The 25,905-nt window shown below is 53.2% G+C and carries 27 protein-coding genes; 17 read left to right on the forward strand and 10 right to left on the reverse strand.

Annotation, left to right across the window (positions count from 1 at the left end):
• Positions 1 to 2: 2 nt before the first annotated feature.
• Both lolB and F822_RS05285 read right to left on the reverse strand, forming a co-directional pair.
• Entirely contained in the window at positions 3 to 713 is a 711-nt protein-coding gene (gene lolB / locus F822_RS05280) for a lipoprotein insertase outer membrane protein LolB (protein ID WP_036575176.1), read from the reverse strand.
• A gap of 197 nt (positions 714 to 910) precedes the next feature.
• Complete coding sequence (locus tag F822_RS05285) at positions 911 to 2,629, reverse strand: tetratricopeptide repeat protein (protein WP_025040389.1); 1,719 nt, start codon at positions 2,627 to 2,629, stop codon at positions 911 to 913.
• A 169-nt stretch (positions 2,630 to 2,798) separates the two neighbouring features.
• Here F822_RS05285 and F822_RS15210 point away from each other — a divergent pair, with 169 nt between their 5' ends.
• The 6 genes from F822_RS15210 to F822_RS05315 all read left to right on the forward strand — a co-directional run bounded on the left by F822_RS15210 (position 2,799) and on the right by F822_RS05315 (position 7,789).
• Positions 2,799 to 2,996 (forward strand): hypothetical protein, encoded by a 198-nt coding sequence (locus F822_RS15210; RefSeq protein WP_156304348.1) that lies wholly within the window; start codon positions 2,799 to 2,801, stop codon positions 2,994 to 2,996.
• Positions 2,997 to 3,034: 38 nt separating this feature from the next.
• On the forward strand, positions 3,035 to 3,868 hold the full coding sequence (mutM, locus tag F822_RS05295) for a bifunctional DNA-formamidopyrimidine glycosylase/DNA-(apurinic or apyrimidinic site) lyase (RefSeq protein WP_025040391.1): 834 nt from the start codon (positions 3,035 to 3,037) through the stop codon (positions 3,866 to 3,868).
• A 460-nt stretch (positions 3,869 to 4,328) separates the two neighbouring features.
• Positions 4,329 to 5,819, forward strand: a complete 1,491-nt coding sequence (locus F822_RS05300) for a carbohydrate porin (protein WP_025040392.1) — start codon at positions 4,329 to 4,331, stop codon at positions 5,817 to 5,819.
• Between the two features lie 225 nt (positions 5,820 to 6,044).
• The gene (proC, locus tag F822_RS05305; protein ID WP_025040393.1) at positions 6,045 to 6,857 is read left to right on the forward strand and encodes a pyrroline-5-carboxylate reductase; all 813 of its coding nucleotides are present in this window, start codon (positions 6,045 to 6,047) and stop codon (positions 6,855 to 6,857) included.
• 30 nt (positions 6,858 to 6,887) lie between these two features.
• Positions 6,888 to 7,460 (forward strand): YggT family protein, encoded by a 573-nt coding sequence (locus tag F822_RS05310; protein ID WP_025040394.1) that lies wholly within the window; start codon positions 6,888 to 6,890, stop codon positions 7,458 to 7,460.
• Positions 7,460 to 7,789, forward strand: a complete 330-nt coding sequence (locus F822_RS05315; RefSeq protein ID WP_025040395.1) for a DUF167 domain-containing protein — start codon at positions 7,460 to 7,462, stop codon at positions 7,787 to 7,789. Before F822_RS05310 ends, F822_RS05315 begins: the two co-directional genes overlap by 1 nt.
• A gap of 13 nt (positions 7,790 to 7,802) precedes the next feature.
• On the opposite strand, the gene F822_RS05320 is transcribed toward F822_RS05315, so the two are convergent.
• The gene (locus F822_RS05320; RefSeq protein ID WP_231623575.1) at positions 7,803 to 8,975 is read right to left on the reverse strand and encodes a hypothetical protein; all 1,173 of its coding nucleotides are present in this window, start codon (positions 8,973 to 8,975) and stop codon (positions 7,803 to 7,805) included.
• 585 nt (positions 8,976 to 9,560) lie between these two features.
• On the opposite strand from F822_RS05320, the gene F822_RS05325 reads away from it, so the two are divergent.
• Genes F822_RS05325 through F822_RS05335 form a run of 4 tightly spaced genes read left to right on the forward strand, consistent with a single transcriptional unit; the run spans position 9,561 to position 11,246 of the window.
• On the forward strand, positions 9,561 to 10,043 hold the full coding sequence (locus F822_RS05325; protein WP_025040397.1) for a cupredoxin domain-containing protein: 483 nt from the start codon (positions 9,561 to 9,563) through the stop codon (positions 10,041 to 10,043).
• Complete coding sequence (locus F822_RS05330) at positions 10,040 to 10,522, forward strand: DUF411 domain-containing protein (protein ID WP_025040398.1); 483 nt, start codon at positions 10,040 to 10,042, stop codon at positions 10,520 to 10,522. Before F822_RS05325 ends, F822_RS05330 begins: the two co-directional genes overlap by 4 nt.
• Positions 10,519 to 10,674, forward strand: coding sequence for a hypothetical protein (locus F822_RS15215; protein ID WP_156304349.1), 156 nt, complete (start codon positions 10,519 to 10,521; stop codon positions 10,672 to 10,674). The genes F822_RS05330 and F822_RS15215 overlap by 4 nt, the downstream gene beginning before the upstream one ends.
• Before the next feature lie 2 nt (positions 10,675 to 10,676).
• Positions 10,677 to 11,246, forward strand: coding sequence for a c-type cytochrome (locus F822_RS05335; protein WP_231623594.1), 570 nt, complete (start codon positions 10,677 to 10,679; stop codon positions 11,244 to 11,246).
• Between the two features lie 406 nt (positions 11,247 to 11,652).
• Here the strand turns inward: F822_RS05335 and rplS are convergent, their stop codons facing one another.
• The 5 genes from rplS to polA form a co-directional block, all read right to left on the reverse strand.
• The gene (gene rplS, locus F822_RS05340) at positions 11,653 to 12,057 is read right to left on the reverse strand and encodes a 50S ribosomal protein L19 (protein WP_025040400.1); all 405 of its coding nucleotides are present in this window, start codon (positions 12,055 to 12,057) and stop codon (positions 11,653 to 11,655) included.
• A 29-nt stretch (positions 12,058 to 12,086) separates the two neighbouring features.
• Positions 12,087 to 12,857 (reverse strand): tRNA (guanosine(37)-N1)-methyltransferase TrmD, encoded by a 771-nt coding sequence (trmD, locus tag F822_RS05345; RefSeq protein WP_025040401.1) that lies wholly within the window; start codon positions 12,855 to 12,857, stop codon positions 12,087 to 12,089.
• Positions 12,858 to 12,860: 3 nt separating this feature from the next.
• Positions 12,861 to 13,373 (reverse strand): ribosome maturation factor RimM, encoded by a 513-nt coding sequence (gene rimM / locus F822_RS05350; RefSeq protein WP_025040402.1) that lies wholly within the window; start codon positions 13,371 to 13,373, stop codon positions 12,861 to 12,863.
• 22 nt (positions 13,374 to 13,395) lie between these two features.
• Complete coding sequence (gene rpsP / locus F822_RS05355; RefSeq protein WP_025040403.1) at positions 13,396 to 13,659, reverse strand: 30S ribosomal protein S16; 264 nt, start codon at positions 13,657 to 13,659, stop codon at positions 13,396 to 13,398.
• Positions 13,660 to 13,919: 260 nt separating this feature from the next.
• Entirely contained in the window at positions 13,920 to 16,661 is a 2,742-nt protein-coding gene (gene polA / locus F822_RS05360) for a DNA polymerase I (RefSeq protein WP_025040404.1), read from the reverse strand.
• 22 nt (positions 16,662 to 16,683) lie between these two features.
• Here polA and F822_RS05365 point away from each other — a divergent pair, with 22 nt between their 5' ends.
• The 4 genes from F822_RS05365 to F822_RS05380 all read left to right on the forward strand — a co-directional run bounded on the left by F822_RS05365 (position 16,684) and on the right by F822_RS05380 (position 19,679).
• Entirely contained in the window at positions 16,684 to 17,412 is a 729-nt protein-coding gene (locus F822_RS05365; RefSeq protein WP_025040405.1) for an LOG family protein, read from the forward strand.
• A gap of 56 nt (positions 17,413 to 17,468) precedes the next feature.
• Positions 17,469 to 17,831 (forward strand): DUF2782 domain-containing protein, encoded by a 363-nt coding sequence (locus tag F822_RS05370; RefSeq protein WP_025040406.1) that lies wholly within the window; start codon positions 17,469 to 17,471, stop codon positions 17,829 to 17,831.
• 87 nt (positions 17,832 to 17,918) lie between these two features.
• Positions 17,919 to 18,869 carry a homoserine kinase gene (locus F822_RS05375; protein WP_025040407.1) on the forward strand — a complete coding sequence of 317 codons (951 nt, stop codon included), beginning with the start codon at positions 17,919 to 17,921 and terminating at the stop codon, positions 18,867 to 18,869.
• A 54-nt stretch (positions 18,870 to 18,923) separates the two neighbouring features.
• Positions 18,924 to 19,679 carry a BPSS1780 family membrane protein gene (locus F822_RS05380; RefSeq protein WP_025040408.1) on the forward strand — a complete coding sequence of 252 codons (756 nt, stop codon included), beginning with the start codon at positions 18,924 to 18,926 and terminating at the stop codon, positions 19,677 to 19,679.
• Positions 19,680 to 19,711: 32 nt separating this feature from the next.
• On the opposite strand, the gene F822_RS05385 is transcribed toward F822_RS05380, so the two are convergent.
• Positions 19,712 to 21,961, reverse strand: coding sequence for a UvrD-helicase domain-containing protein (locus F822_RS05385; RefSeq protein ID WP_025040409.1), 2,250 nt, complete (start codon positions 21,959 to 21,961; stop codon positions 19,712 to 19,714).
• 301 nt (positions 21,962 to 22,262) lie between these two features.
• Entirely contained in the window at positions 22,263 to 23,135 is an 873-nt protein-coding gene (locus tag F822_RS05395; RefSeq protein ID WP_025040411.1) for a phosphoribulokinase, read from the reverse strand.
• A gap of 273 nt (positions 23,136 to 23,408) precedes the next feature.
• Here F822_RS05395 and rplM point away from each other — a divergent pair, with 273 nt between their 5' ends.
• From rplM to argC, 3 genes are all read left to right on the forward strand, one after another.
• The gene (gene rplM, locus F822_RS05400; protein WP_025040412.1) at positions 23,409 to 23,843 is read left to right on the forward strand and encodes a 50S ribosomal protein L13; all 435 of its coding nucleotides are present in this window, start codon (positions 23,409 to 23,411) and stop codon (positions 23,841 to 23,843) included.
• A 4-nt stretch (positions 23,844 to 23,847) separates the two neighbouring features.
• Complete coding sequence (gene rpsI, locus F822_RS05405; protein ID WP_025040413.1) at positions 23,848 to 24,240, forward strand: 30S ribosomal protein S9; 393 nt, start codon at positions 23,848 to 23,850, stop codon at positions 24,238 to 24,240.
• Between the two features lie 347 nt (positions 24,241 to 24,587).
• Entirely contained in the window at positions 24,588 to 25,616 is a 1,029-nt protein-coding gene (argC, locus tag F822_RS05410) for an N-acetyl-gamma-glutamyl-phosphate reductase (RefSeq protein ID WP_025040414.1), read from the forward strand.
• The last annotated feature ends 289 nt before the right edge of the window (positions 25,617 to 25,905 follow it).

Below are 25,905 nucleotides of genomic sequence, written 5' to 3' on the forward strand. Positions count from 1 at the left end.
CTTCAGCGATCCCCTGGGTTCCAGTTATCTACTATGAGTTTTATCTGAAGGCCATTTCGCCTGAGTACCAATAACCTCGGATACGTAGTCCCGGACTGCCCGGTTCGTGCCAGCGCCACAGGGGCATGGCCCGAATAGTCAATCTCCCATCCGTCCTGCCGAATAGCCACCACGGACCCATCCATGTCAAGGTCTATCGCCGATGCCGTAGTGGGCGCATTCAGGCTTTGTACCCAGTATTGCAACCCCATGAGGGGCAATCGCCAACCCAACGCCTGCTCCGTCAGGCTTTCCACATCAGTCGCGTAATAACGCTTGTGCTCGGAGGTAGTCAGGTATACACCTTCAGCAGTGCGCTGAATTTGCGCCAGCGTCTGACCTAATGGGGAGAGCAGAAGAATTTCATCGCCTCCGCCGCTGTGATGCCATTGTACTCCACCTGAGAAACTTTCTTTGCCGCCCTTCACCGATACCCTGCCAATGAGCCCGAAATCTGCTGATATCGCGTTGGTCAACCCGGCAACAGGTTCGGTAACGATAGTGCGGACGGCATTTTTGGGAGCATGAGTGCTGAGAGTGGCGCACCCCGAAAAAAAAACCGGTATGAACGGTATGCAGAATATAAAAACCTGCCAGGAGAAAACGAAGTCTTGTTTTAACGACGAACTCACCCGGATTACCGACCGCATCGTCGCAATACCAGAATGACTCATATTATCCCAGATAATTCATTAGGCGGCTCTACGAGCCTACGCGAGTGCTGGCGGTCAGTTTGCGGCCATTTTTGCCGCCATTTTTGCTACCTGCGCGGCGTCCATATACCAAGCTATGGACTTCTTTCAACAGGCAAAACCGTCTCGCAACCTGCCTCGCCATCATCTCGCGTCCCAATGGATTATCTGGGATTATACTACTTCATGAACTTCTTCATTGTGCTGAGCAATACCTCATTACCAGAATGAGTCTCGAGCGCTGACAGCCAGACATCTGCCGCCTCTTTCTTTTTCCCCTGCATCCATAGCACCTCTCCCAGATGCGCCGCAATTTCCGGGTCCGGCGCCATTTCGAATGCCTGTCTCAGATAACTGAGTCCCTGGTTGAGATTGCCCATGCGGTAATGCACCCAACCCAGGCTATCCATTATGTATGGATCAGCAGGAGAAAGGGCGATAGCCTTCTCGATGAGTTCGAGCGCTTCCGGCAGGCGGTCGGTATGTTCCGCAAGGCTATAACCGAGCGCATTGTAAGCATGAGCATGATCTGGCCTCAATTGGATCAACTTACGCAAATCCTGCTCCATGATTTCGTATTTACCGATTTTTTCCGCTGCCAACGCGCGGTCATAGAGCAGGTCGGGAGAATCAGGAAGTTTTTCGAGGCCCTTACTCAGCAATTGGAACGCTTTCTGGTACGCACCGCTCTCGCGCAGCAATTGCGCCTCGGCGATCATTAACTGCGCACGCTGCTGGTCGTTCGTTACCGGCAACTGCTGCAAGTGCTGTAGAGCCTCATCTGTCTTGCCTTTTCTGCTCAGCAGAATGGCATACTTTATCTGTGCCGGAAGATACTGGGTCCCAGCCGTTACCGAGCGATACCACTCCATCGCGGTGACATCATCCTGGGTTTTTTCATGAATGCCACCCAGATAAAAACGCACCAGGCCCGGATCTCTGTAATCCAGCTCCAGCGCTCTCTTGAAATTGGATTCGGCCAAGCCATATTCCCGCAATTCCATCGAAAGCAAACCTACAGCCACGGCGACATCGGCGTTATCCGGATTTTCCGCCAGCAATTGCTGAAATTGGTCGCGTGCCTTGGTGTAATCTTTTTCCGCCAGCAATAACCGGGCGTAGGTAATGCGCGTATCGTTGGCCTTGGGATAAGTCTCAAGATAGCGTTCAAAAAATCTGATAGCGCTGGCATTGGATTCACGCGCGAGAATTCGGCCCTCATAAATTGCTGCCATCTCCCACTCCGGGCGAAGTGCCAATGCCTTTCTCATCTCTGCCAGCGCAATATCGAAACGATTGGCGAGCCACGCTGCCTGAGACACGGCGAAATGCGCTTCCGGTAGCTTTGGATAAGGTTCGGCAAGTTTCCTGACCAGCTCAAATGTCGCATTTTTGTCCGAGCTGCGTACCAACAGGCTATTCAACTGCATAAAAGCCTCATCGATATTGTTTCCGCCGGAGGCCAGCAATTTCTCCAGATGGGGCCGGGCTTCGTCCAGCCTGTTGAAGTTGACCAGCAGCGCTGCCAGCGTCTGACGGGCACCGATCGAATCCGGATCAAGCGTTGCCCAGATGTTCGCTGCTTCAAGCGCGGGCACGGGCTGGCGTGATTGAAGGGCGATTTCTGTCGCTCTCTGAGCGACACGCGGGTCGCGCGTGGTCCTCGCCAGCTTGAGATAAGTATGGGTAGCGATCTCCGGATCACCGCGCTGAAAAGCCGTCTCTCCCAGCAGGAAATCGAACAACATGGGAGGAGTCAAGTCCTGGCTGGGTAATTTCGACTGTCCAGCGCCTGTTTTTTGCGACTGATTGCTCGCCGTGACATCGGTCTTGGCAGGAAACTGCGCACAGGCAGCGAGGAGAAGCAGCGGCAATGCGCCAAAAATCTTAAAGCTCATGGGGAAGTCCGCAACGTTCGAAAAAAGGCTGTCAAGGACGAGCCTGTCCTTCAGTACAATCCACATATTAGGTATATTTTACGCTTATCACAAGTGCACATCAGAACGACGATGTCGTAAATGTGTTTATCGTCGGCTCTGTTAATTCAAAAATGCCTTCTCAAATCGTATGAAGAAGCACAGAGATGGGCTGATAAGGGAGGGATGCCCGAATCCGGATCATCATGATATTCTCATGGCCGAACAGCTCGCCCCGGCCGCCATGCTGGCTAGTGCCTCTGCCATCATTTCGCTGGCCGGCCCGGGCATGCTGAATCGATCCGGCGGAGATGCGCTTAAGTCGACGTATTGTGTTTTTTTTGAGTGATTCTTTCATAAGCTGAACCATATTTTTGGTAATCTCAATTGCCTGAACTGCCTGAAGTCGAAGTCATCCGCTGCGGAATCGCGCCCCATCTTGAAGGCCATCGCGTAGCTTGCGTCACGATACGGAATCCAAATCTGCGCTGGCCGGTGCCATCCGATCTGGGAAAAACGCTAGTCGGCGCGACAATCGACAAGGTAGTGCGGCGCGGAAAATACCTCTTGTTCGACTGTGGCAAAGGCACGCTGATCCTGCATCTTGGTATGTCGGGCAGCTTGAGGTTGCTGCCTGCCGCAGCGATAACCGCACCGGAAAAACATGACCATGCCGATCTGACTTTAGATAACGGCACGATTCTCCGCTTCAAGGACCCACGCCGCTTCGGCGCAATACTGTGGACATCGGCTGATGCCATGCACCATCCGTTATTGGCTCAGCTTGGTCCCGAGCCACTCACCGAAGCGTTCAACGGATTCCTGCTATATGAACGGACCCGGAACCGTAGTGCCAGCATCAAGGAAGTGCTGATGAATAGCCGCATCGTCGCCGGTGTCGGCAATATTTACGCGAATGAAGCACTCTTTCGGGCAGGCATCAATCCCATGACACCGGCGGGTGAGCTTGAGGTAAGCAAATGCAAAACCCTGGCACAGGCCATAAAAGAGACACTCAATCTGGCGATTGAAGCGGGCGGCAGCAGCTTGCGCGATTTTGTCGACAGCAGCGGCAATCCCGGCTATTTCCAGCAGCAGTACTGGGTATACCACCGAGCCGGCCAGCCATGCCGTAAATGCAGCACAAATATCATGCAAACCCGGCAGGGCCAGCGTTCAAGCTTTTATTGTCCGCGCTGTCAAACAGGCCGGAATAATTGAACTCAATGAATTTTTTTGCCCAAACGAAAAGCGATCGCGCTTCTAGATCGCGCTTCTATTCAGGGGTAAGACTGATGGTTGTGTGAATGTGAACATGGCGATATCTTGGCGTCATACTCTGCCGTCAACATCCTGGTTGTCCCAAATACATCCAATGACTGCTGAATCTTCGGTTCAGATTTAATACCTGGCTTCTGCATGTATAAATCCGACATCACGCCATTTTTCCTACGATGACCATGATCACCGTCATTACTGTGTCAAGTTACTCAAACGTTTATTGGCAAATTGTTCTACGCGCTTTGACTAGTGCAGCGCAATCAATCGATGCGTATTGATATCACACGGTTGCTAAATTGAGCTGCGATAAAAAGCCGATTCCCCAGCCTGGGGTGCAATACCAATGATACCCCACAAAAAATCATGTGCACCAACCAATCGAAGGTCCCGATGGCGTGATGTGCTCGGAAAAACTATTGGAAGCCCCCGGCACAGCGATACTTTTTTTCTGGCGCTTACTCTCTTCTACCTGCTGTTTTCGGTCGTACCGGCATGGGCCGGCGTGACCGAACCGGATCCGCGCGCCCAGGAGGAATTCGATTTCATGAATCTATTGTCGAAAAAGGGATTGCATGATCTGGAGGACGAGCGCTGGAATGCCTATGGTCAGTTCACCTATATTTCCAGTTGGAAGGAGGCATTTCCGGCGTCGTATACAAACCTGAATGGAAGCATCAATTCCCTGTTGCCGGGAAGCGAAAGAAGCTTTAGCGGAACCGCCACGCTGTATCTGGGGCTCAAGACATGGCAGGGTGGAGAAGTTTATTTTGTGCCGGAAATGATATCCATGCGGCCTTTATCGGATCTGAAGGGCTTGGGCGGAGCGATACAGAATTTCGAGATGCAAAAGGGCGGCTCCGAAACGCCTGTCTATTACCAATCAAGATTGTTTTTCAAGCAAACCTGGGGATTTGGCGGGGATCGCATACGACTCGACTCCGATCCGATGCAACTCGGAACAACGGTGGATAGCAGGCGCCTCGTCGTCAGGATCGGCAATTTTAGCGTTATCGATTTCTTCGACAAGAATTCGTACTCGGGCGACCTCCGCCGGCAATTTTTGAACATGGCCTTCATGACATACGCCGCCTTCGATTTTGCCGCGGATGCAAGAGGATATACCTGGGGTATGGTAAGCGAATACTTTCATGATGATTGGGCAGTGCGCTTCGGCCATGTAGCCACTTCCATCGATCCCAACCAGCTCGCTATCGACAGCAGAATATTCACCTATTACGGACAGCAGATAGAGCTCGAGCATAAGCATCGGTTATATGACAGGCCTGGCTCCATACGAATACTGGCTTACAGGAATCATGAAAACATGGGTAAATTCAGTGATGCCATTTCCGCCTTCCAATCCAACCATAACAAAAACGCCACCACCTGCACCGGCTTTAATTATGGATCAGGAAACGCGGGCGCCCCTGATTTATGCTGGGCACGCAAACCCAATGATAAAATAGGCATAGGCATCAATATCGAGCAGCAGGTGGCGGATGATATCGGTTTATTCTTCCGGGGAATGTATAGCGATGGCAAAACCGAAGTGTTTTCCTACACTTCTACCGACAGATCGATCTCGCTGGGTGTTTTGGCCAATGGTTCCCGGTGGGAACGAAAAAAGGATTCATTGGGAATCGGATTTGCCGCAGGCTGGATTTCGAGTCAACATGCCAGATATCTGAACATGGGCGGCGTCGATGGATTTGTCGGCGATGGCCGGATCAAGGCGGGTGCGGAACACGTAGTGGATATTTTTTACAGCGCCAATCTATTGAATTTGCCGCTGTGGGTGACGGCGGATTATCAGCATATTACCAACCCGGGCTTTAATGCGGATCGGGGCCCGGTAAATATCTATGGGATGAGAGTTCATGCCGAGTTTTAGCTGAAAGCGGATCGCCGCGAACGACAGCCTCGAAGCGTGTGGGTGACAGAAACGTTAAAGAACCGCGAACTTCGGAGTGCCGGATGAAGATCGCCCTCTCACGGGTACCAAATGCATCCATGATCCAGATGCATCTCATGATCCAGTTCATTAAAAATTCCGGGTTGGTATATCATCCAGTTTTCTGATGCCTGGACAGACAGCCTGGGCAGACATAAGGTCACTATGAACATTACTTTCACCGGCGGCGGCAACATGGCCTCCGCCTTGATCGGCGGCCTGTTGCAGCAAGGCTATCTCCCCACCCGGATATGCGTGGTGGAAGCCAGTGCCGGCGGCCGCGAAAGGATAAAGCAAGAATTTAACGTAGAGGCCGTAGCGGAACTCTTCCAAGGCGTAGCCAACAGCAACGTGGTTGTGCTGGCGGTAAAGCCGCAGCAACTACCCGCTGTGGCACGAGAGCTTGCGCCGCTGCTCAACAATCACCTGGTTATTTCTATCGCCGCCGGTATTTGCGCAAAAGATATTTCCCGCTGGCTGGGCGGCTATACACGTATTGTGCGAGCCATGCCCAACACGCCGGCCTTGGTTGGCGCGGCTGTTACCGGCCTATATGCCATGGCTGGCGTGCATGAAGCGGAAAGAGGTGATGCAGAGGCCATACTCGCCGCCGTAGGCTCTGTACTGTGGGTTGCGCATGAGGAATTGCTGCACGCGGTTACAGCCGTCTCCGGTAGCGGTCCGGCTTATGTATTTTATTTCATCGAGGCGATGCAAAAGGCAGCGCATGAACTAGGCCTGGATGCGGCCCAGGCACGGCAGTTGAGTATCGATACTTTCGTCGGCGCTGCAAGGCTTGCAAGCCAGAGCAGTGAAGACGCCGCCACGCTGCGCGCTCGCGTGACATCGCCAGGGGGCACCACCGAACGCGCAATACGAGTTCTTGAAGACGAAGGGGTCAAGAGCACCATCCTGCGGGCGATACATGTCGCGAACGAGCGCTCGCGCGAAATGGGCGATGAGTTTGGCAAAATATAAACTTCGCTGACTATTATTTCAGGAAATTGAATGCTCAACCAGATGTTGATATTCCTCCTCGACACCCTTCTCGGGCTGTTTTCCCTGGTGCTGCTGCTGCGTTTTTATATGCAGTTGCTGCGGGCGCCCCACCGTAATCCACTATCGCAATTTCTCATCGCGATTACGGATTTTCTGGTACGACCGGCGCGACGCATGATCCCCGGCTTCGGCGGGATCGATTTCCCCACGCTGCTGCTGGCATGGCTTACGCAGCTCATATTATTGGCGGGCGTGTATATACTTCAGGGGTATAACTTCACCTCGACTGTCGGCCTCGCAGCCGGCGCCCTGGCGCTTCTGGCGCTCGTGGAAATCGTCAAGATGACGCTGTACATCATCATGGCGGCGATAATCATTCAGGCGGTGCTTTCCTGGTTCAATCCTTATAGCGCACTGGCGCCGGTACTCGACAGTTTTACCCGGCCATTCCTCGGGGTTATCCGGACACGCATCCCCCCAATCGGCAACATCGATCTGTCACCACTGTTTGTGCTGATAATTATCCAATTGCTGCTGTTCATAGTGGCGAGGACGGAAGGCGAAATCTCCCGCCTGTTCTGATGCCGGGTATACCATCTTCCACCTGGTACCGCTGTGATAGTGGCGGACAACGGCTTACCCTTACCCTGCATGTACAGCCAGGTGCGAAGCAAACGGAAGCGGTTGGGTTGCATGGCGACGCCATGAAAATCAGGCTGGCTGCACCACCTGTAGAAGGTGCCGCCAACGCCGCGCTAGTTGAATTTCTCGCCGGAATATTCGGGGTGCGCCAATGCCATGTGACGCTCAAGCACGGGATTAAATCCCGGCGTAAAGTGGTTGAGATCAGCCATCCGCTTCGTGACCCCAGCGTGCTATGGAAGTGTGTCAGGGATGCGGATACTGACTAGCGTCTTCGGCAAGTCATTTAGCGATAGTGATACTGGGCACGCCAACACGGGGTAAATCAGTAACGGTCATCTGAAACAGAAGGTACAACATCTGAAAGGCGTCCCGGTTCCAGTTGGCGAGCGGCCCCACTGTGTTCACCGCGTAATACCGGCCGTGCGAGTAGATCGAGAGGTCAGCTTTATCGGGATCCGAGTCCGAAACAACCAGTTCCATTGTGGCAGCGGGATTTTCATCGTTGGCGATCGGTGGAGTTCTTGGATCCTTATCGACATCGTACTCCGACTCGTCGCCGATTGAACGGCCCAGGAAACTGAGGATGGCGTGAAAGCTTCTCAGCCGGAAAACACCTCTGACAGGCCACTCTCCTCCTAAAAGACCGGGGCGAATGTCGAACGCAACATCATTGCTCATCCAGTTCCCTGCCTCCCTGCTCAACTTTGTGCGTTCTTCAGGAGACAAGACATTTGGATCATAGTTAGTAATGAGGATAGGCCCAGGCACTTGTTTACGAAGCGTGAAAGTATTATCCAGTTCGTTATAGAGCATGGAAAACTCCTTCTCCAGTGCTTGAAAACCTTCTGCGGTGACCGAACCCGCCGGAATGGTCCAGGTGTGTTCCAGAGTCAACGGTTCGACATAAAGCTGATCCTGATCCTGGATGGCCGAGAGGTGAAGCACCACGCGGCGAAACATTTCGTAGCCCGCCTTATCGGATGGCCTGTTGCGATAGGCGACATGCTGCATAGAATGCTGAATTCGTACTTCTTGAGCCATCAGCCTCAGCAAGAGATCAATATCGAAGCGCTGCCGAAGCAGCAGGGTAAACTTGTTTTGCTGAAATGGAGTAAGAATCCGTTTGGTAAATTCTTCCCCTTCGATGGGAACAATGCTAATGGTCGGATTTTCCGCGACGCTACCACCGAATACCGGCATGAGAATGCCACCGGCATTCCCCGTCAACGCAGGCGTCCCACCTGCGCTGAAACGAAAATCAAAGGTGGCAGCAACGTTCGATACACCCGTAAAATGTATGGGTTGATGGTGATGTGCACGCGCGATGTTCATCAATAGCTGCTTGGATGCCGCACTGGTTATCGCATCATCGTAAGCGCCGACCGCTCTGTTGAGCGTGATGGGAGATAAGCAACCCGGCAGCACCAGCGTGGCTATCAGGCCAAATAACATGCATAGCGAACGTTGAGGGCGAGAGCAAAAACTGCCCATATACTGTAGTTTCATCTGGATAAACGGATTAGGCGAGCAGAATGGAAGCGGGATAGCGGATTCTTGTTGTATTTAAAGTAAATGCTCGGGACGATACGGGTTCGGCTCAAGGCATAGCGCTTCGCAGGTCTACCTGTATAATCCGCGGATGTCGAGAAATTGGCTCAGCGCTGCCTATATGCCCAAAAACCCAAAACGGGTATCGGCTCCGCCAGCCTGAAAGAAAGGAACTCCACTGCCGCTTCTCAGTCTATTTCCGGCAAGACATTACCTCTTTCCAATCCCCGCGGTCAAGATGTTAATTCATGTCGGCGGCGTACGACTTGAGGCATTGAATGGAAGCCAGCCATCGGATAATGTCTGGATAATAATGTAAAATGAGTGTCCTCCTACCTGCGTACGGGAAATCGGATCGCAACTGGCAGAGTTTGGGGCAAAATGGGCCGGTGAGCTTTTTTTTTGCTATATTTGTATTGAGGTATCCCCAATAAAAATTGGGTTGATATTGAAAATGGGAATTCGAATCTCTGCCGAGAGGAAAATCACATGAAAAATATTTTGATCGTATCTGCATTAACTTTGGGTTTGGCCTCATCCGCCGCCTTTGCGCAGCATGATCATCATGGTGGGAAAAAAGACCCCTCCCTGGGCAGCCCCGGTGATCCCGGCAAGGTTTCGCGAACCGTCGAAATAACAATGGTGGATAACCGCTTCAAGCCTTCGGAAATCAAAGTAAAACAAGGTGAAACAGTTAGATTCCTGCTTAATAATACCGGCAAGAAAAAGCATGAGATGATGATCGGTACGCCGGAAGATATCGATAAACATAATAAAATGCTGAAAAAATTTCCCGATATGGAGCACCCTGACGAACCCGACATGGTCAGCGTCGCGCCAGGCAAGACCGCGGAACTGGTGTGGCATTTCACCGAAGCCGGAACAGTTGACTTTGCGTGCCCGTTGCCAGGGCATTTCAAGGGTATGAATTTTCCAGGTATGAAAGGAACAATCGAAGTGGAGACCAAATGAAAATATCAAAGCAGGCATTATTGGCAGGATCCATCCTCATCGGCGCCTTGGCGGGAAGCGGCGCTCATGCCACCGCAACGACGGTCGAGGTTTACAAGAGTTCGACCTGCAAATGCTGTGCAAAATGGGTTGATCACATGCGAGCAAACGGGTTTACGGTCAATACCCACGATGTAGGCAATAAGGAGGCCCGCGAGCAAGCCGGGATTTCCACTACCCTCGGGTCGTGCCATACCGCGCTGGTCGATGGTTATGCAATTGAAGGCCACGTGCCCGCCCAGGATATCAAACGCCTTCTCAAGGAACGTCCCCGTGCTATTGGCCTGACCGCTCCGGGCATGCCTCATGGTTCTCCGGGTATGGAAGGGGCGCGCAGCGATCCGTATGATGTGCTTTTAATAAACAAACAAGGCGATACTACTGTTTACAGCCAGCATCGTCCATCCGACGCAAAAGATTCAGTGATGAGGCTGAAATGAAGCGTATCAAACTCTGTAACCTTAACCCGCAGCGCATGAAAGAGAGATCCAGCAGGGTTTTCCTGACATCGCCAATAGGTTTCTTTGCAGCCCTGACCATTCCGCCGCATGCCGCGCAAGGAATGGCTGGCGCGGGAGGCAAGCGGCCTTGAACGTGCATCGTCTCATTCTCGTCAGTGCGGTAATCGGCATCATTGCAAGCTGCGGCGAATCCAAGCCGCCTGCCACAACATCAACACCGCCTGCTTCACCCGCCGCTGCGCCAGCGTCACCCACCGCCGAACCTTCCCCGCCTGTTCCTGAACCGGAACCGCCGACTGCGGCATCTGTCCCGGCACCGGCGGAACAACCAAAAAACCTGGCCGCGCGCAAGCTGGATCCGGAAAAAATCAAGCGTGGCGAGGCCACTTATACCAAGAATTGTGCAAGCTGCCACGGACCCAATGGCGAGGCCACTCCAGGTTGGCGAATACCGGCGGCTGACGGCAGATATCCGCCGCCCCCACTGGACGGTAGTGCTCATGCCTGGCATCACTCAACCGAAACATTGGAAACAATGATCCGGGACGGTAGTCCGGGTGCCGGTATGCCAGCGTGGAATGGCAAATTGACGAATCAGGAAATCGATGACGTGATCGTCTGGATCAAATCGCTATGGCCGGATGAAGTCTACGATATCTGGTATAAGGAAATTGAGGTTAAGCCGGAGCCGAAGCGAAGCTGAGCGCAGACTATTTGCTGCGTTGTTTTGGGATAACTGGCTTTTGGGATAACTGGCGTAACGCCATTTTTCGGGTTCAGACCTGGGTCTAAGCCTGAAAAAAGGCGACCAGGTTTCGCCCAAGCCGCCCAAGGAGCGATGATTCCCTCTCAAAGGAAACGGGAACATGCGAAAGCCCCCACCAAGCCGATCAGGCGGCCGACTGTTTCCCTATCTTATCTAGCAGTCCGTCGGACTTGAAGAATCGCAGCTAAAAAGTGACTGGTGAGGACGGATTTTGGGGGATTTTGAAGGCCAATAGTTATTCTATTGGCCGGAAAAGCGGCGAAATCCTTCAAGCCCGACAGGCTGTCAGGATAGCGGCCGGCAATTCAATGCCGCTCTCACTCCTCGTCAAGAGCGGCTACGCTTAACCCTCTGGCTGGCTCGCTTTCGGTGCCGCCTTCTTTACCGCAGCGCGGGCGGGAAGCTTTTCCCGGATGCGCGCCGATTTGCCGGAACGATCCCGTAGATAATAAAGCTTGGCGCGACGGACATCCCCGCGACGTTTGATCTCTATGCTGGCAATCAGCGGTGAATAGCTCTGGAAAGTCCGCTCCACGCCCTCCCCGCTGGATACTTTACGTACGGTAAAGGCCGAATTGAGACCACGGTTGCGTTTCGCGATAACAACACCTTCATAAGCCTGTATTCGTTTACGGTCGCCTTCCACTACGTTGACGTTAACGATTACGGTATCTCCAGGCGCAAAATCCGGAATTGTCTTGCCGAGGCGGCTGATTTCTTCATTTTCAAGTTGTTCGATCAGGTTCATTTGTGCTCCTTACTTTATATTCCCTGGTTTCAATTGGTGATATGGATATGCTGGAACTCTTCCAACAACTCCTTTTCTTCTCTCGTCAGGCCATGTTCTACTTTCAATGCCAGCAAATCCGGTCGCCTGAGCCATGTCCTGCCCAGGGACTGCTGTAAACGCCACCGCTTGATCCTGGCATGATTGCCGGACATCAGCACTTCAGGCACCGCATTTCCCCGGTATATCTCCGGCCGCGTGTATTGGGGAAAATCCAGCAATCCCGCCACAAATGAGTCCTGGCTCGCCGATTCGGGATCGCCCAGCACGCCTGGCATCTGCCGCACCAGGCAGTCTATCAGCACCATCGCGGCCAGTTCGCCGCCAGAAAGTACGTAATCGCCGATAGAAATTTCATAATCGACCTGACGCCCTATCAAACGCTCATCCACGCCCTCATAGCGCCCAGCCAGCAATATCAGCGCCGGTAACTCGCCCAACTCCACAACCAGGCCATGATCCAGCGGACGTCCCTGAGGAGAAAGATAAATCACTTTCGTTCCCGCGATACCGAGTGCTGTCTGCCTGTTCCTCGCAGCGGTAAGCGCTTTTTCAAGCGGCTCAGCCAGCATGACCATCCCCGGCCCACCACCATAAGGCCGATCATCTATCGTATGGTAATTATCCACGGTAAACTCACGCGGATTCCAGGTATGCAGGCGATAAATATCGTTTCCGTTCGCCCTCCCGGTCACGCCATGCTTGGTGATCGCGTCGAACATCTCCGGGAACAGGGTAACGACATCAAACTCACGAGCCATGTCTTAGTAGTCCACGCCCCAATCCACCGTTATCCGGCACGCCTTCAAATCTACTTTTACAATTACCTGGCTGATGAAAGGAATCAATCTTTCCCTTTCAGGTTCTTCCAAACTCTGCACTTGAAGCACATCGTTGGCGCCGGTTTCAAGTAATCCGGTCACTTTCCCCAGCGCTTCGCCCTGCTGGTTAATGATTTCAAGTCCGATCAGGTCCGACCAGTAATAGCCGTCTCTACCGCTATTCGACAAGGCCGGTAATTGATTGCGGGGAATTGCAATTTGCAGGCCCTTCAGTTCCGCCGCTGCATTACGATCGGCGCATTGCTCAAGTAACGCGGTCAATCTGTTTCCGTGAACACCGCTCGCATTAACTTTAACGTTGCGCCATTCGCCATTGCCGCTGCCCAACCACCATACCGGATAGTCAGCCAGCCCATCTACATATTCGGTATAGGGAAAAACCTTGATCCAGCCTGACAAACCGTAAGGGCCAACGATATGCCCCATCACCACCATCGGCTCGACCGCTGTGTCCGGTCTAGCTTCCTGCGGTTTGTTGTTTCGCGCCAAACTGCTTGACCAGCCTCGTTACGGTATCCGACAGCTGCGCACCCTGTGATTGCCAATAGGTGACTCGATCCAGCTTGACCCGCAGCCCTTCTTCACCTTCAGCCGCTCTGGGATTATAAAAACCGATGCGCTCGATGAATTTGCCATCACGCGCGTTTCGCGAGTCCGCTACTACCATATTGAAAAACGGGCGATTCTTGGCGCCGCCGCGTGCCAATCGAATAATGACCATGTATATATTGCCTATTGAGGTCTAAAACTGAAAAGGGTGTGATTTTACGGTAATTTTTGCCGGATTAGCAAGTAATACTTCCGCTTGCCAATAGGGATGGAAGGCGTAGAGCCGATAGATTACCACATGCTGATCGGGCAAGCCAGCCACGCCCACGTTTAAGGCAGTTCTTCCATTAAAACCCGGAATCTCCAATGATCGCCTGCCAGCGTGGGTGGGTGGCCGAGCTAGCAAAACAAGCTTATTAATGGTCCCTTACCTCAATGTGCCTGCTCCCAGTTTGAGCCGACGCCCACCTCCACCAACAGCGGCACATCGAGCTGGGCTACGTTACCCATGAATTTCGGCAATTCACGTTTCATCATTTCGATTTCGTCAGATGGTACTTCCAGTACCAGTTCGTCGTGGACCTGCATGATGAGCTTGCTGCGCAGGTTTTCCCGTTCCAGCCAACCATGCACCGCAATCATGGCGAGCTTGATGATGTCCGCTGCAGTGCCTTGCATCGGCGCATTGATTGCGGCACGTTCCGCAGCCTGCCTGCGATTGCCGTTGGCACTGTTGATCTCCGGGAGCCGTAGTCGTCGTCCGAATACGGTCTCGACCCAGCCCGTTTCCTTGGCGGTTTCCCTGGTCCGCTGCATATAGTCCGCCACACCCGGATAGCGGGCGAAATAACGGTCCATGTAAGCCCGGGCGGCCGCGCGCTCAATGCCGAGTTGAGAGGCAAGTCCGAATTCGGACATCCCGTATATCAGGCCGAAGTTAATGATTTTTGCGTAGCGCCGCTGTTCGCTGCTCACCGCTTCCAGCGGGACGCCGAACACTTCCGACGCTGTCGCACGATGTATGTCCTCACCCGCGGCGAAGGCTTTGAGCATCCCCGCATCATGCGAAATATGCGCCATGATGCGTAGCTCGATCTGCGAATAATCGGCAGAGATTATGCTATGCCCCGGCGATGCGATAAATGCTTCGCGAATGCGGCGGCCTTCGACAGTACGCACGGGGATATTTTGCAGATTGGGTTCGTTGCTGGCGAGCCGCCCGGTCACCGCTACCGCCTGCGCGTAATTGGTATGTACCCGCCCGGTAGCGGCATCCACCATACGCGGGAGTTTGTCGGTATAGGTAGATTTGAGCTTGGCGACGCCACGGTAATCGAGCAGGACTTTTGCAAGGGGATAGTCCAGTGCAAGCCGTTGCAGCACATCTTCGTCCGTGGAAGGCACACCGCCGGGCGTTTTTTTAATGACGGGCAACTTGAGCTTGTTGAACAGGATTTCCTGAATCTGCTTCGTTGAATTCAGATTGAACGGCTGTCCGGCGATCAAACACGCTTGGCTCTCCAGTAACAGCATTTTTTCGCCGAGTTCGCGGCTTTGGTTTTCCAGCAACTTCAAGTCCAGCAGTACGCCGGTGCGCTCCATGTCGAACAGTATCTCCATCGCCGGCATTTCAAGAACACGATAAATATGTTCAAGCTTTGCATCCGCCGCAATTACAGGGTACAGGTGTTGATGCAGTTGCAGCGTGATGTCGGCATCTTCAGCCGCATATTGCGAGGCGCGTTCGATGTCCACCTGATCAAAATTTATCCGGCCGGCTCCCTTGCCCGTGATCTCATCATAACTGACGGTCTTGACGCCGAGATGCCGCAATGCAAGGTTATCCATATCGTGCGGGCGGTGGGATTCGAGCACATAGGACTGGAGCAGCGTGTCATGAACGATACCGTTCAAGGCGATACCATAACTGGCAAAAATATGCTTATCGTACTTCAGGTTCTGCCCAAGTTTTGGCTTAACCGGATTGGTCAGCCAGGGCCTGAGCTTATCGAGGACAAGATCGAGCGGCAGTTGCTGCGGTGCGCCGGCATACTGGTGCGCCAACGGCAAGTAAGCGGCCTGGTGAGGCTCAACGGAAAATGCGATGCCGACGAGCCGCGCCTGCATCGGGTCCAGTCCGGTGGTTTCGGTATCCAGTGAAACCACCGGCGCGGCATCGATACGCATGACCCATTCATCGAGCTGGGTCGGTGTAACAATGGTTTGGTAGTCCACCGGCACCCGATCGGCGCGTACCTCGCCCGCACTCGCTTGCGGATAAGTCCGAGCCAGGGAAAAGGAAAGCTCACCGCCCTTTTCTCCTGAGCCCGCGTCCCGCAGCTCTCGCAGCCATGTTTTAAAGTCCAGCCGCTCATACAGTTCCGCCAGCTTGGCGGTATTTTGCGGCTGCAGCCCAAGGCCACGCAGGCTTACCGGTAAGGCGACATCGCACTTGATCGTGAGGAGCTCGCGAGACCTGCTCAACCAATCGAGCGCGCCGCGTAAATTTTCGCCGACTACGCCGCCGATTTCATCGGCATGGGTGACGATATTGTCCAACGTACCGTATTGCGTGAGCCATTTTACCGCGGTTTTAGGACCGACCTTCGGCACGCCCGGAATGTTGTCGGATGTGTCGCCGACCAGTGCCAGGTAATCGATCATGCGCGCCGGCGTAACGCCGAACCGGGCCACCACGCCGGCTTCATCAAGCGTTTCGTTTGTCATGGTATTCACCAGCGTTACCTGCTGATTCACAAGCTGCGCGATATCCTTGTCGCCGGTAGAAATTATGCAACGCATATTCTCCCGTTCAGCCTGTTTAGCCAGCGTAGCGATCACATCATCCGCTTCCACCCCTTCCACAATCAGCATCGGCCATCCCATGGCATTGATGCATTCATAAAGCGGCGCTATCTGGGCAACGAGATCATCCGGCATGGGAGGCCGATGCGATTTATACTGCGCGTAAAGGTCATCGCGAAAAGTCTTGCCTTTTGCATCAAATACGCACGCGCTATAATGGGCTTCGTAATCCTTGTGAAGGCGGCGTAACATATTGATCACGCCATAAATCGCCCCCGTCGGCTCGTTGTTGCGGTTGCGGAAGTCTGGTAACGCATGAAAAGCGCGATATAGGTAGGATGAACCGTCAACCAGCAGTAATGTTTTCATCTAACTCCAAAGGTTTTTGCCAATGAGCCCGAAAGACAAGCTAGCCCGCACCATGACAAACGAATTTCGGGAACAAACCTGGTCGGCGAGCGAATCGTGGCGCGTGTTCAGAATTATGGCAGAATTTGTCGAAGCGACGGAACGCTTGAGTTCGATCAGGCCCGCTGTAAGCATTTTTGGTAGTGCACGTACGCTCCCTGAGCATCCATACTATAAACTGACCGAGCAGATCACCCGCCAATTGTCCGATGCGGGTTTTGCCGTAATCTCCGGCGGTGGCCCCGGTATCATGGAAGCGGCCAACAAGGGTGCTTATTTTGGGAAATCACCCAGTATCGGCCTGAACATCCAGCTCCCTCATGAACAGCACCGCAACGTCTACCAGGATGTCAGCCAAACCTTTCGTCATTTTTTTGCGCGTAAATACATGTTCGTCAAGTTCGCCAGCGCGTACGTCGTTTTACCGGGCGGCTTTGGTACCCTTGATGAACTAATGGAAGCGCTTACGCTGGTTCAGACCGGCAAGACCCGGAAAATGCCTATTATCCTCGTTTGTTCGGATTTTTGGCGCGGCATGATTGATTGGCTCCAGCAAGTGCTTGTCTCGGAGGGCATGATCGGTCCGGAAGATATGAACCTGATACAGATGATCGATGAGCCGGGCGAGGTGGTCGATGCCATATTCAAATATTATGAAACCCGGGGTTTCGAGCCTTCCGCAGCCGAGCGCGAAGTCCAACTCAATCTGTAATGGCGGGTCATTTCGGATAGAATGGCATATTGACCCTGACCCTGCCGGGAGGCGCCATGCGTCGTATAGTTCTTGCATTATTATTGATCTCTGCACTACCCGCAGCAGCGCAATCCAATGAGCCCAAGGATCTCCGGCCCTTGCCCGAGGTTCCGGAACCACCGGAATTACCGTTGCCTTCACCGGGTGCGGAAGAGGACGCCTCGCTGGAGCCACAGGTTACGATCACGAAGCGCGGAGAGGACCAGATCGAGGAATACCGGATCAATGGCCAGCTTTACATGATCAAGGTGACGCCTCGTATTGGCCTGCCGTATTATCTGATGGATAATCGCGGGGACGGATCATTTGCTGCCCATGACACCGGCGGCCTCGACCAGCGCATTCGTCCCCCGATGTGGGTAATACGCGAGTTTTGACCTTTGATTAAAGGCAGCAGGATTCATCTTCCTGTTGCTGCCTGGCTTTTTCGTCCTGTTGCTGCTTAGCCTTCTTTGCTCCCGTTCATGTCCGTCTATACCACTGTCACGCAGCACCAGCTTTCTGTCTGGCTGAAAAACTACTCTCTCGGGTCATTGATCGATCTGCAGGGCATCTCCTCGGGCATCGAAAATACCAATTATTTCGTCACGACCAATCACGGCAAGTATGTTCTTACCCTGTTTGAAAAGCTGAGCGCTTCCGACTTGCCCTACTACCTGAACCTGATGGCCTACCTGTCACGTCATGGCATTCCGTGCCCCAGCCCAATCGCGGATCTCGACAATAAATTTCTTGGCGAACTCAACGGCAAACCGGCGAGTATCGTTAGCTGCCTGCATGGAAAATCCCAGGAACATCCGACTATCCTGCACTGCGCTGAAGTCGGCGAACTCCTGGCAAGCATGCATTTATCCGGCCTTTCCTATCCTGAGAAAATGGAGAACTCGCGCGGGCCGAAGTGGTGGAAGGCCACGGCACCTGACGTCATGCCATTTCTTGCCGCGGAGGATGCGAAAGTTCTTCGGGAAGAATTACGTTTTCAGTCATTGTATCGTTTTGAAAACCTCCCTCGCGGCGTAATTCATGCAGATCTGTTTCGCGACAATGTTCTATTCAACGACAACGCAATGGGTGGCGTGATCGATTTCTATTTCGCCTGCAACGATGTCTTGCTGTACGATCTCGCCATTGCCGCCAACGACTGGTGCCTGAATGAAAATGGCGAACTGGATGCGGCACGTACATCGTCTTTACTCCAGGCCTATCACCGCACTCGCCCGCTTACTGCCAGCGAACGCAGCGCTTGGCCAGTGATGCTGCGCGCCGCGGCTTTGCGCTTCTGGTTATCGCGGCTCCAGGATTATCATTTGCCGCGCATGGGTGAACTCACTCATGTCAAAGACCCCGCCCACTTCATGCGTATACTGAAGAACCATGCGTCAACCCACGCCAGACTGACGCCGGTTTGGGTTTGAGTATAAAACTGCGGCAACGCTTTGCGGCAGGCACAGCCCTATCGGAGATAAAAAATGCAAGTCAGGCAAGTGGATGCAAAACAGGGATGGCAGTGGATAATGTCTGGCTTCCTTTTGTTCCGCAGAGCGCCTCTGGTATGGATTATCCTGTGCGCCACCTTGCTGCTGATCGCTGCCACACTGGCGCTTATTCCGATGGCAGGACAGTTTATTTTCACCTTACTCTCGCCGGTATTCCTGGCGGGCGTGATGACAGGATGCAAAACGCTGAACGAGGGTGGCCGACTGGAGATTGCCCACTTGCTGGCGGGCTTTCGCGGTACTGCATCTCCGCTGATAACGATAGGGGGAATCTATCTGGTGGGGCAGGTACTGATTGTTGGAATGTTCATGCTGGTCGGAGGCGACGTACTGATGAGCTTGTTGCTGGAGGGGAAAAGGGTCGATGAGAATGAGTTGCGGAATGTATCAGGCGATATGCTCTCCGCATCCCTGGTGGCGCTCGTGTTGACCATTCCGCTTTTGATGGCTGTCTGGTTTGCGCCACTGCTGGTGAAATTCGGCAATATGCAGGCGTTGGACGCAATGCGGTCCAGCTTTGTTGCCTGTCTGAAAAATATCGTTCCACTCCAGGTTTATGTTATTACGCTCGTAGTCGTCATGACGATACTGATGATGCTGGTAAGCGTCCTGGTAGGTCCTTCGCTAATGGTACAGTTAGCAGTCATCACGGCCATGTCGCCGATCTTGTTCGCTTCCATTTATGCGAGTTACCGCGATATTTTCCAGGATTCGGCGGAAATCGCATAACAATTCTTCAAAAGCGCCCGATTCATCCAGCTTCACGCACCGACCAGTTTTGCATACTCCAGCGACAACCACTTTGTGCCGGCACGGCTGAACTTGACCTCGACACGAGCGTCCGCGCCGCTTCCTTCGCAATTGACGATTACACCCGCACCAAACTTGGCATGCACGACATTCTGTCCTACTCGCCAGGGCGATGCCGGCGAGTCGTGCCTCACGGGCTGCTGGATTGCCTTGCCATACCCATGGCCGTAATCCCTGGAGCCTGGTTCGTGATTTCGAATTCCCGCCTTCTGCAGCGGTTGCAACCACTTCAGCAGGTTATCCGGAATTTCCTGCAAAAACCGCGAAGGAACGTTATAGCGGGTCTGGCCATGAAGCATGCGGCTTTGGGCGAAACTCAAATACAACCTGCGCCTGGCCCGAGTCAACGCGACATACATCAACCGCCGTTCCTCTTCCAGGCCGGCTGCTTCGTTACGACTGTTATCATGTGGAAACAGGCCTTCTTCCAGCCCACTCATGAACACGCTGTGAAACTCAAGACCCTTGGCCGAATGCACTGTCATCAACTGCAGCGCATCCTCTCCACCGCCAGCCTGATGCTCGCCTGCTTCCAGCGATGCATGGGCAAGAAATACCGTGAGGCTGTCGTCCTCCGCCTCATGTACGAAGCTCGCGGCTGCGGTGACCAATTCATTCAAGTTTTCCAGCCGGTCGGCTCCTTCGCGTTCGGCACGATAATGCGCCACTAACCCACTATGCTCCAGGACGTGTTCCACCACCTCCGGTAGCGGCAACTTCTCGCATACCTGGCGCATGGATTCGATCATCGCGACAAAACCACCAATTCCTTTCTTTGACTTCTCCGGCCCCTTACCACCCTCGGGTCTCGCAGGGGTTTTATCCTCCGCTTCCGGTAAAGAAAGCGCTCCACCTCCGCATTTCTCGATCATTGCTTCCCAAAGGCTTCCTCCTTGCCGCTTGGCCTCGTCCTGTAACTGTTCCAGACTTCGCATACCGATACCGCGCGCGGGAAAGTTAACAATCCTCAGCAGCGCATTGTCGTCGCCGAGGTTGACCAATAGCCGGAGATACGCCAGGGCATGCTTGATTTCCTGCCGCTCGAAAAACCGCATTCCGCCATAGACCCGATACGGCAACGAGGCGTTGAACAAAGCGTGCTCCAGCACCCGGGATTGCGCATTGGAACGGTAGAGCAATGCCATCTGGGACAGCGCCACACCTTCCGCACGCAGCGATTTTGCCTCGCCCACGATGAATGCAGCCTCATCGAAATCGTTCGGTGCGTTATACACGCGTATCGGTTCGCCATGGCCCTCGGAGGTCCACAGATTCTTGCCGAGCCGGCCGCTATTGTTGCGTATCAGCGTGTTGGCGGCATCCAGGATATTGCCGTGCGAGCGATAGTTCTGCTCCAGCTTGATGATTTTCGAAATACGAAAATCGCTTTCAAACTCCTTCATATTGCCGGTGTTGGCGCCACGAAATGCATAGATACTCTGGTCGTCATCCCCAACGGCAAATACAGCAGCCTGTTCGCCGGCAAGCAGCCTTAACCATCTGTATTGCAGACGGCTCGTGTCCTGAAATTCATCCACCAGTATATGGCGGAAGCGGCTGCGATAATGCTCGCGAATGATTTCATTCCGGCTCAGCAGCTCGTAACTGCGCAGCAGCAGCTCAGCAAAGTCAACCACGCCTTCCTTATTGCATTGCTGCTCGTAAGAAAGGTAAAACTCGACCGCCTTACGCGCAAAATCATCATAGGTTTCAACCTGCGATGCTCTCAACCCTTCGTCTTTTGCGTTGTTGATGAACCATTGGACCTGCCGCGGCGGAAATTTTTCGTCATCCGCACCCAGATTCTTCAGGATGCGCTTGATTACCGCCAGTTGATCTGCGGAATCCAGAATCTGAAAAGCCTGCGGCAATCCGGCATCCTGATGATGGGCGCGAAGCATGCGATTGCACAGGCCGTGGAACGTGCCTATCCACATACCGCGCGTATTGATCGGCAGCATTGAAGAAATGCGGGTAAGCATTTCCTTCGCCGCCTTGTTGGTGAAAGTGACGGCCAGTATGCCGTGAGGACTCACCTGGCTGGACTGGATCAAGTAGACAATGCGCGTAGTGAGTACCCGCGTTTTGCCGCTACCCGCCCCCGCCAGCACCAATGCCGACTGGTGCGGCAAAGTGACCGCTTCGCGTTGTTCAGGATTGAGTGCGGAAAGATTCAGTGCGGAAAGAGAAGAAGAAAGCATTATGGAGAGGGTTTCCGGTCAGATATTCCGGAATAATCTTGAATTCCGAAATTGGGTAAAGGCTCAGCGTGCAGGCGGGGCACGACGAGTCCTGTATGGCTTGACGATAACTGCTGGGCTCGAGTTACCGGCGTGTATGCAATTTGTGGAGCAGTCGGGCAAAAAGAAGATATGGCACCGCTATAAATTCCAGCTCCGCGGCGTTATGTAGCGCTGTGAGTGTGAAAACAACAGGCAATCCAATTGGATGAGCCGTTGAAGCGGGTTTTTATAGGGCACCCTTATCGATAATATTACATGACTATTTGCTTCGGCTTTTCCTCACCAGATCCAGAATAAGCGGCGTCAGAACCAATTCTATTGCCAGACCCATTTTACCGCCCGGCACTACAATCGTGTTCGGGCGAGACATGAACGAGTCGTGAATCATCGAAAGCAGGTACGGAAAATCGACGTTCTTGGGGTCGCGGAATCGAATCACGACAAAACTTTCGTCCAGGGTAGGTATATCCCGTGCGATAAAAGGATTGGACGTATCCACCGTCGGCACACGCTGAAAATTGATATGCGAACGTGAAAATTGCGGCGTAATATAATGCACATAATCATGCATGCGACGAAGAATGGTGTGGGTTACCGCCTCTGCGGAATACCCTCGCGCATTCATGTCGCGATGGATTTTCTGTATCCATTCCAGATTGACAATGGGCGTCACACCTACCAGCAGATCGACATATTGCGTAACGTCGACGGTATCGCTTTCCACCCCGCCATGCAAGCCTTCGTAAAATAGTAGATCGGAACCGGGTTTTATCGGCGACCATGGGGTGAAGGTACCCGCTTTCTGCTGATATGGCGCAGCTTCTTCATCATTGTGCAGGTACAGGCGAGTCTGTCCGCCTCCAGTCTCGCCATATTCCTTGAATAGCGCTTCGAGCTTCTCGAACTCGTTCGCTTCGGGACCGAAATGGCTGATGGCATGACCGCCATCCTTCTCCGAATCACTTACGGCGTTTTTCATTCCCTCGCGATCGTAGCGATGGAAGCTATCGCCTTCTACCACCGCAGCAGTCAGTGTCTCGCGCCGAAAAATATGCTCGAAACTGTTCTTGACCGTCGACGTACCGGCGCCGGAAGACCCGGTAACGGCGATGACGGGGTGCTTTTGTGACATACAGGCTTTCTCCTCAGGATAATAAGATGTTATGGGGCTTTGCGTCAGTGGTTTCGCTGATTTCAGCAAATCTCGAGCAGCGTAATGATAACTGTTTTTTTAATAATTTTGGTGGCAACGGTTGAGGATAAAGGTCATTTCTCGCTTTCACGCCCGTAGGCAGGCAGTTGCGGACAATCCGTTTTTTCCTATAGGGGGAATACTCAAGTTTGACATTCGCGGGTCTCTGGCATAGAATGCGCCGCTTTACCGAAATAAGCAGGGGTAGGTTTTGTGAAAACCTTTTCAGCCAAACCACATGAAGTAATCCGCGACTGGTTTGTGATCGATGCGGCCGACAAGGTGTTGGGACGTCTCGCGGCAGAGATCGCCCATCGTTTGCGCGGCAAACACAAGCCCATTTTCACTCCTCATGTGGATACCGGCGATTTTATTGTTGTCATCAACGTCGATAAGCTACGCGTCACCGGCAATAAAGCGGAAAACAAGACTTATTATCGTCATAGCGGTTACCCCGGCGGTATTTACGAAACGAGTTTCGCAAAAATGCATGCCCGTTTTCCGGGGCGTCCCCTGGAAAAGGCAGTCAAGGGTATGCTGCCGAAAGGTCCACTCGGGTACGCAATGCTAAAGAAACTTAAAATCTATGCGGGTGCTTCTCACCCGCACGCGGCGCAACAACCGCGACAACTCGAAGTCAGGGCTTGATACCATGAGCACAACCTATAGTTACGGTACCGGCCGCCGGAAAAGTGCAGTGGCGCGGGTATTCATCAAACCGGGAAAGGGGCTGATCACTGTCAACGACAAACCGGTCGACGAATTTTTTTCCCGTGAAACCGGGCGCATGGTTGTCCGTCAACCACTTGAGCTGACGGGAAATCTGACGAGTTTCGACATCATGGTCAATATTCACGGGGGCGGTGAATCGGGTCAGGCAGGCGCGGTGCGGCATGGTATTACCCGCGCATTGATTGATTTCGACTCGACGCTTAAACCTGTATTGAGCAGTGCCGGACTTGTCACACGTGATGCACGTGAAGTGGAACGAAAGAAGGTGGGTTTTCGCAAGGCACGCCGGCGCAAACAATTCTCGAAGAGATAAGCATTGCACGATGCGATACGAAAAGCCGCCCGCTTCTGGCGGCTTTTTTATTTGTTGCTTATAATCAATCGATGAAATTTGCGTCCCTGCAAGACAAATAGCCGGATAACGCTTCAAAATCCAACGCTCAAGCTTATGGAAAAATTCGTCCCGCATGAGGTGCCGATTGAGATCTGTGCGAATATCCGGCTTGAAAATAAGGTTGTATCGGGGAATTTTTCGTCGACAGCGGAATTGCTGCGTTGAAGCAAGAAGAGCCAATTGGCGTAGCGGATGCCCACGGGTGGGCTTCCGTTCCGAAGCGTCGTCTATGAAGCCTGACTCGTCCTTTGAAACCTGGAGACACCATGCTTAAAATTGGTATCGTAGGCGGAACCGGTTACACCGGTGTGGAATTGCTGCGCATTTTGTCGCAACATCCTGAAGCAAGCATCCAGGCAATTACGTCACGTAAAGAAGCAGGTATTGGCGTAGCTGAACTATTTCCCAATTTGCGCGGCCGGGTATCGCTCAAGTTCTGCGATCCCGCGGAAGCAGGATTGGAGAAATGCGATGTGGTCTTCTTTGCCACCCCTAACGGTATCGCCATGCAGCAAACCCGATCTTTGCTCGCCGCAGGGGTGCGCGTAATAGATCTTGCTGCGGATTTTCGCATCAAGGATGTGGCGGTATGGGAAAAATGGTACGGCATGCCTCACGCCTGCCCCGACCTTGTGGCGGAGGCTGTCTATGGCCTGCCGGAAATCAATCGCGACAAAATCAGAAGTGCTCGACTCATAGCGAATCCCGGCTGCTATCCGACTGCGGTGCAACTGGGCTTCCTACCCTTGATCGAGGCTGGTATCGTCGATCTGGACCACCTCATCGCAGATGTGAAATCCGGCGTCTCCGGTGCGGGGCGCAATGCGGAAATCCATACGCTGTTTGCGGAAGCGGCCGATAACTTCAAGGCCTATGGTGTTGCCGGACACCGTCATTTACCCGAGATCAGGCAGGGCCTGTCGAACGTTGCAACACGTCCGGTCGGACTGACCTTTGTGCCGCACCTTACACCGATGATTCGTGGCATCCACGCCACGCTTTATGCAAGACTGGCCGCGGATACCGATTTGCAGGCTTTATATGAGCAACGGTACGCCGATGAACCGTTTGTTGACGTGCTTCCGGCAGGTACTCATCCCGAAACCCGCTCAGTGCGCGGCTCAAATCTCTGCCGTATCGCTGTCCATCGCCCGCAAGGCGGCAACACAGCAGTTATACTGTCGGTAACAGACAATCTTGTAAAGGGCGCGGCGGGACAAGCAGTGCAAAACATGAATCTCATGTTCGGCTTGCCGGAAACCCTGGCGATCAATCATGCTCCATTACTGCCTTAAGTATTCATTGAACCTAAATCCGGTAGTTGACCGCTCATTTAAGAGATCAGTGTTATGATTAATAACAATACTTCATATCATTTGACACTCACTTTTTGGGTGAAGCCGCTACGGGGGACGCAACGCCAATAACCGTGTTAACCCGGCAATAACGGTATTAACCCAGTCTTTATTTCGACCGGGCGAGAATGCTTCGTCCATTTTGTTTGAGTGCTTTGCGGTGTTTTTAGTCGCGCCGTGTCTCGGTAATTCGCTGCCGCACGGCATAAGCTTGGGTTATGATCAAATC

Source organism: Nitrosospira briensis C-128 (genome assembly GCF_000619905.2).
GTDB classification, from domain to species: Bacteria; Pseudomonadota; Gammaproteobacteria; order Burkholderiales; family Nitrosomonadaceae; genus Nitrosospira; species Nitrosospira briensis.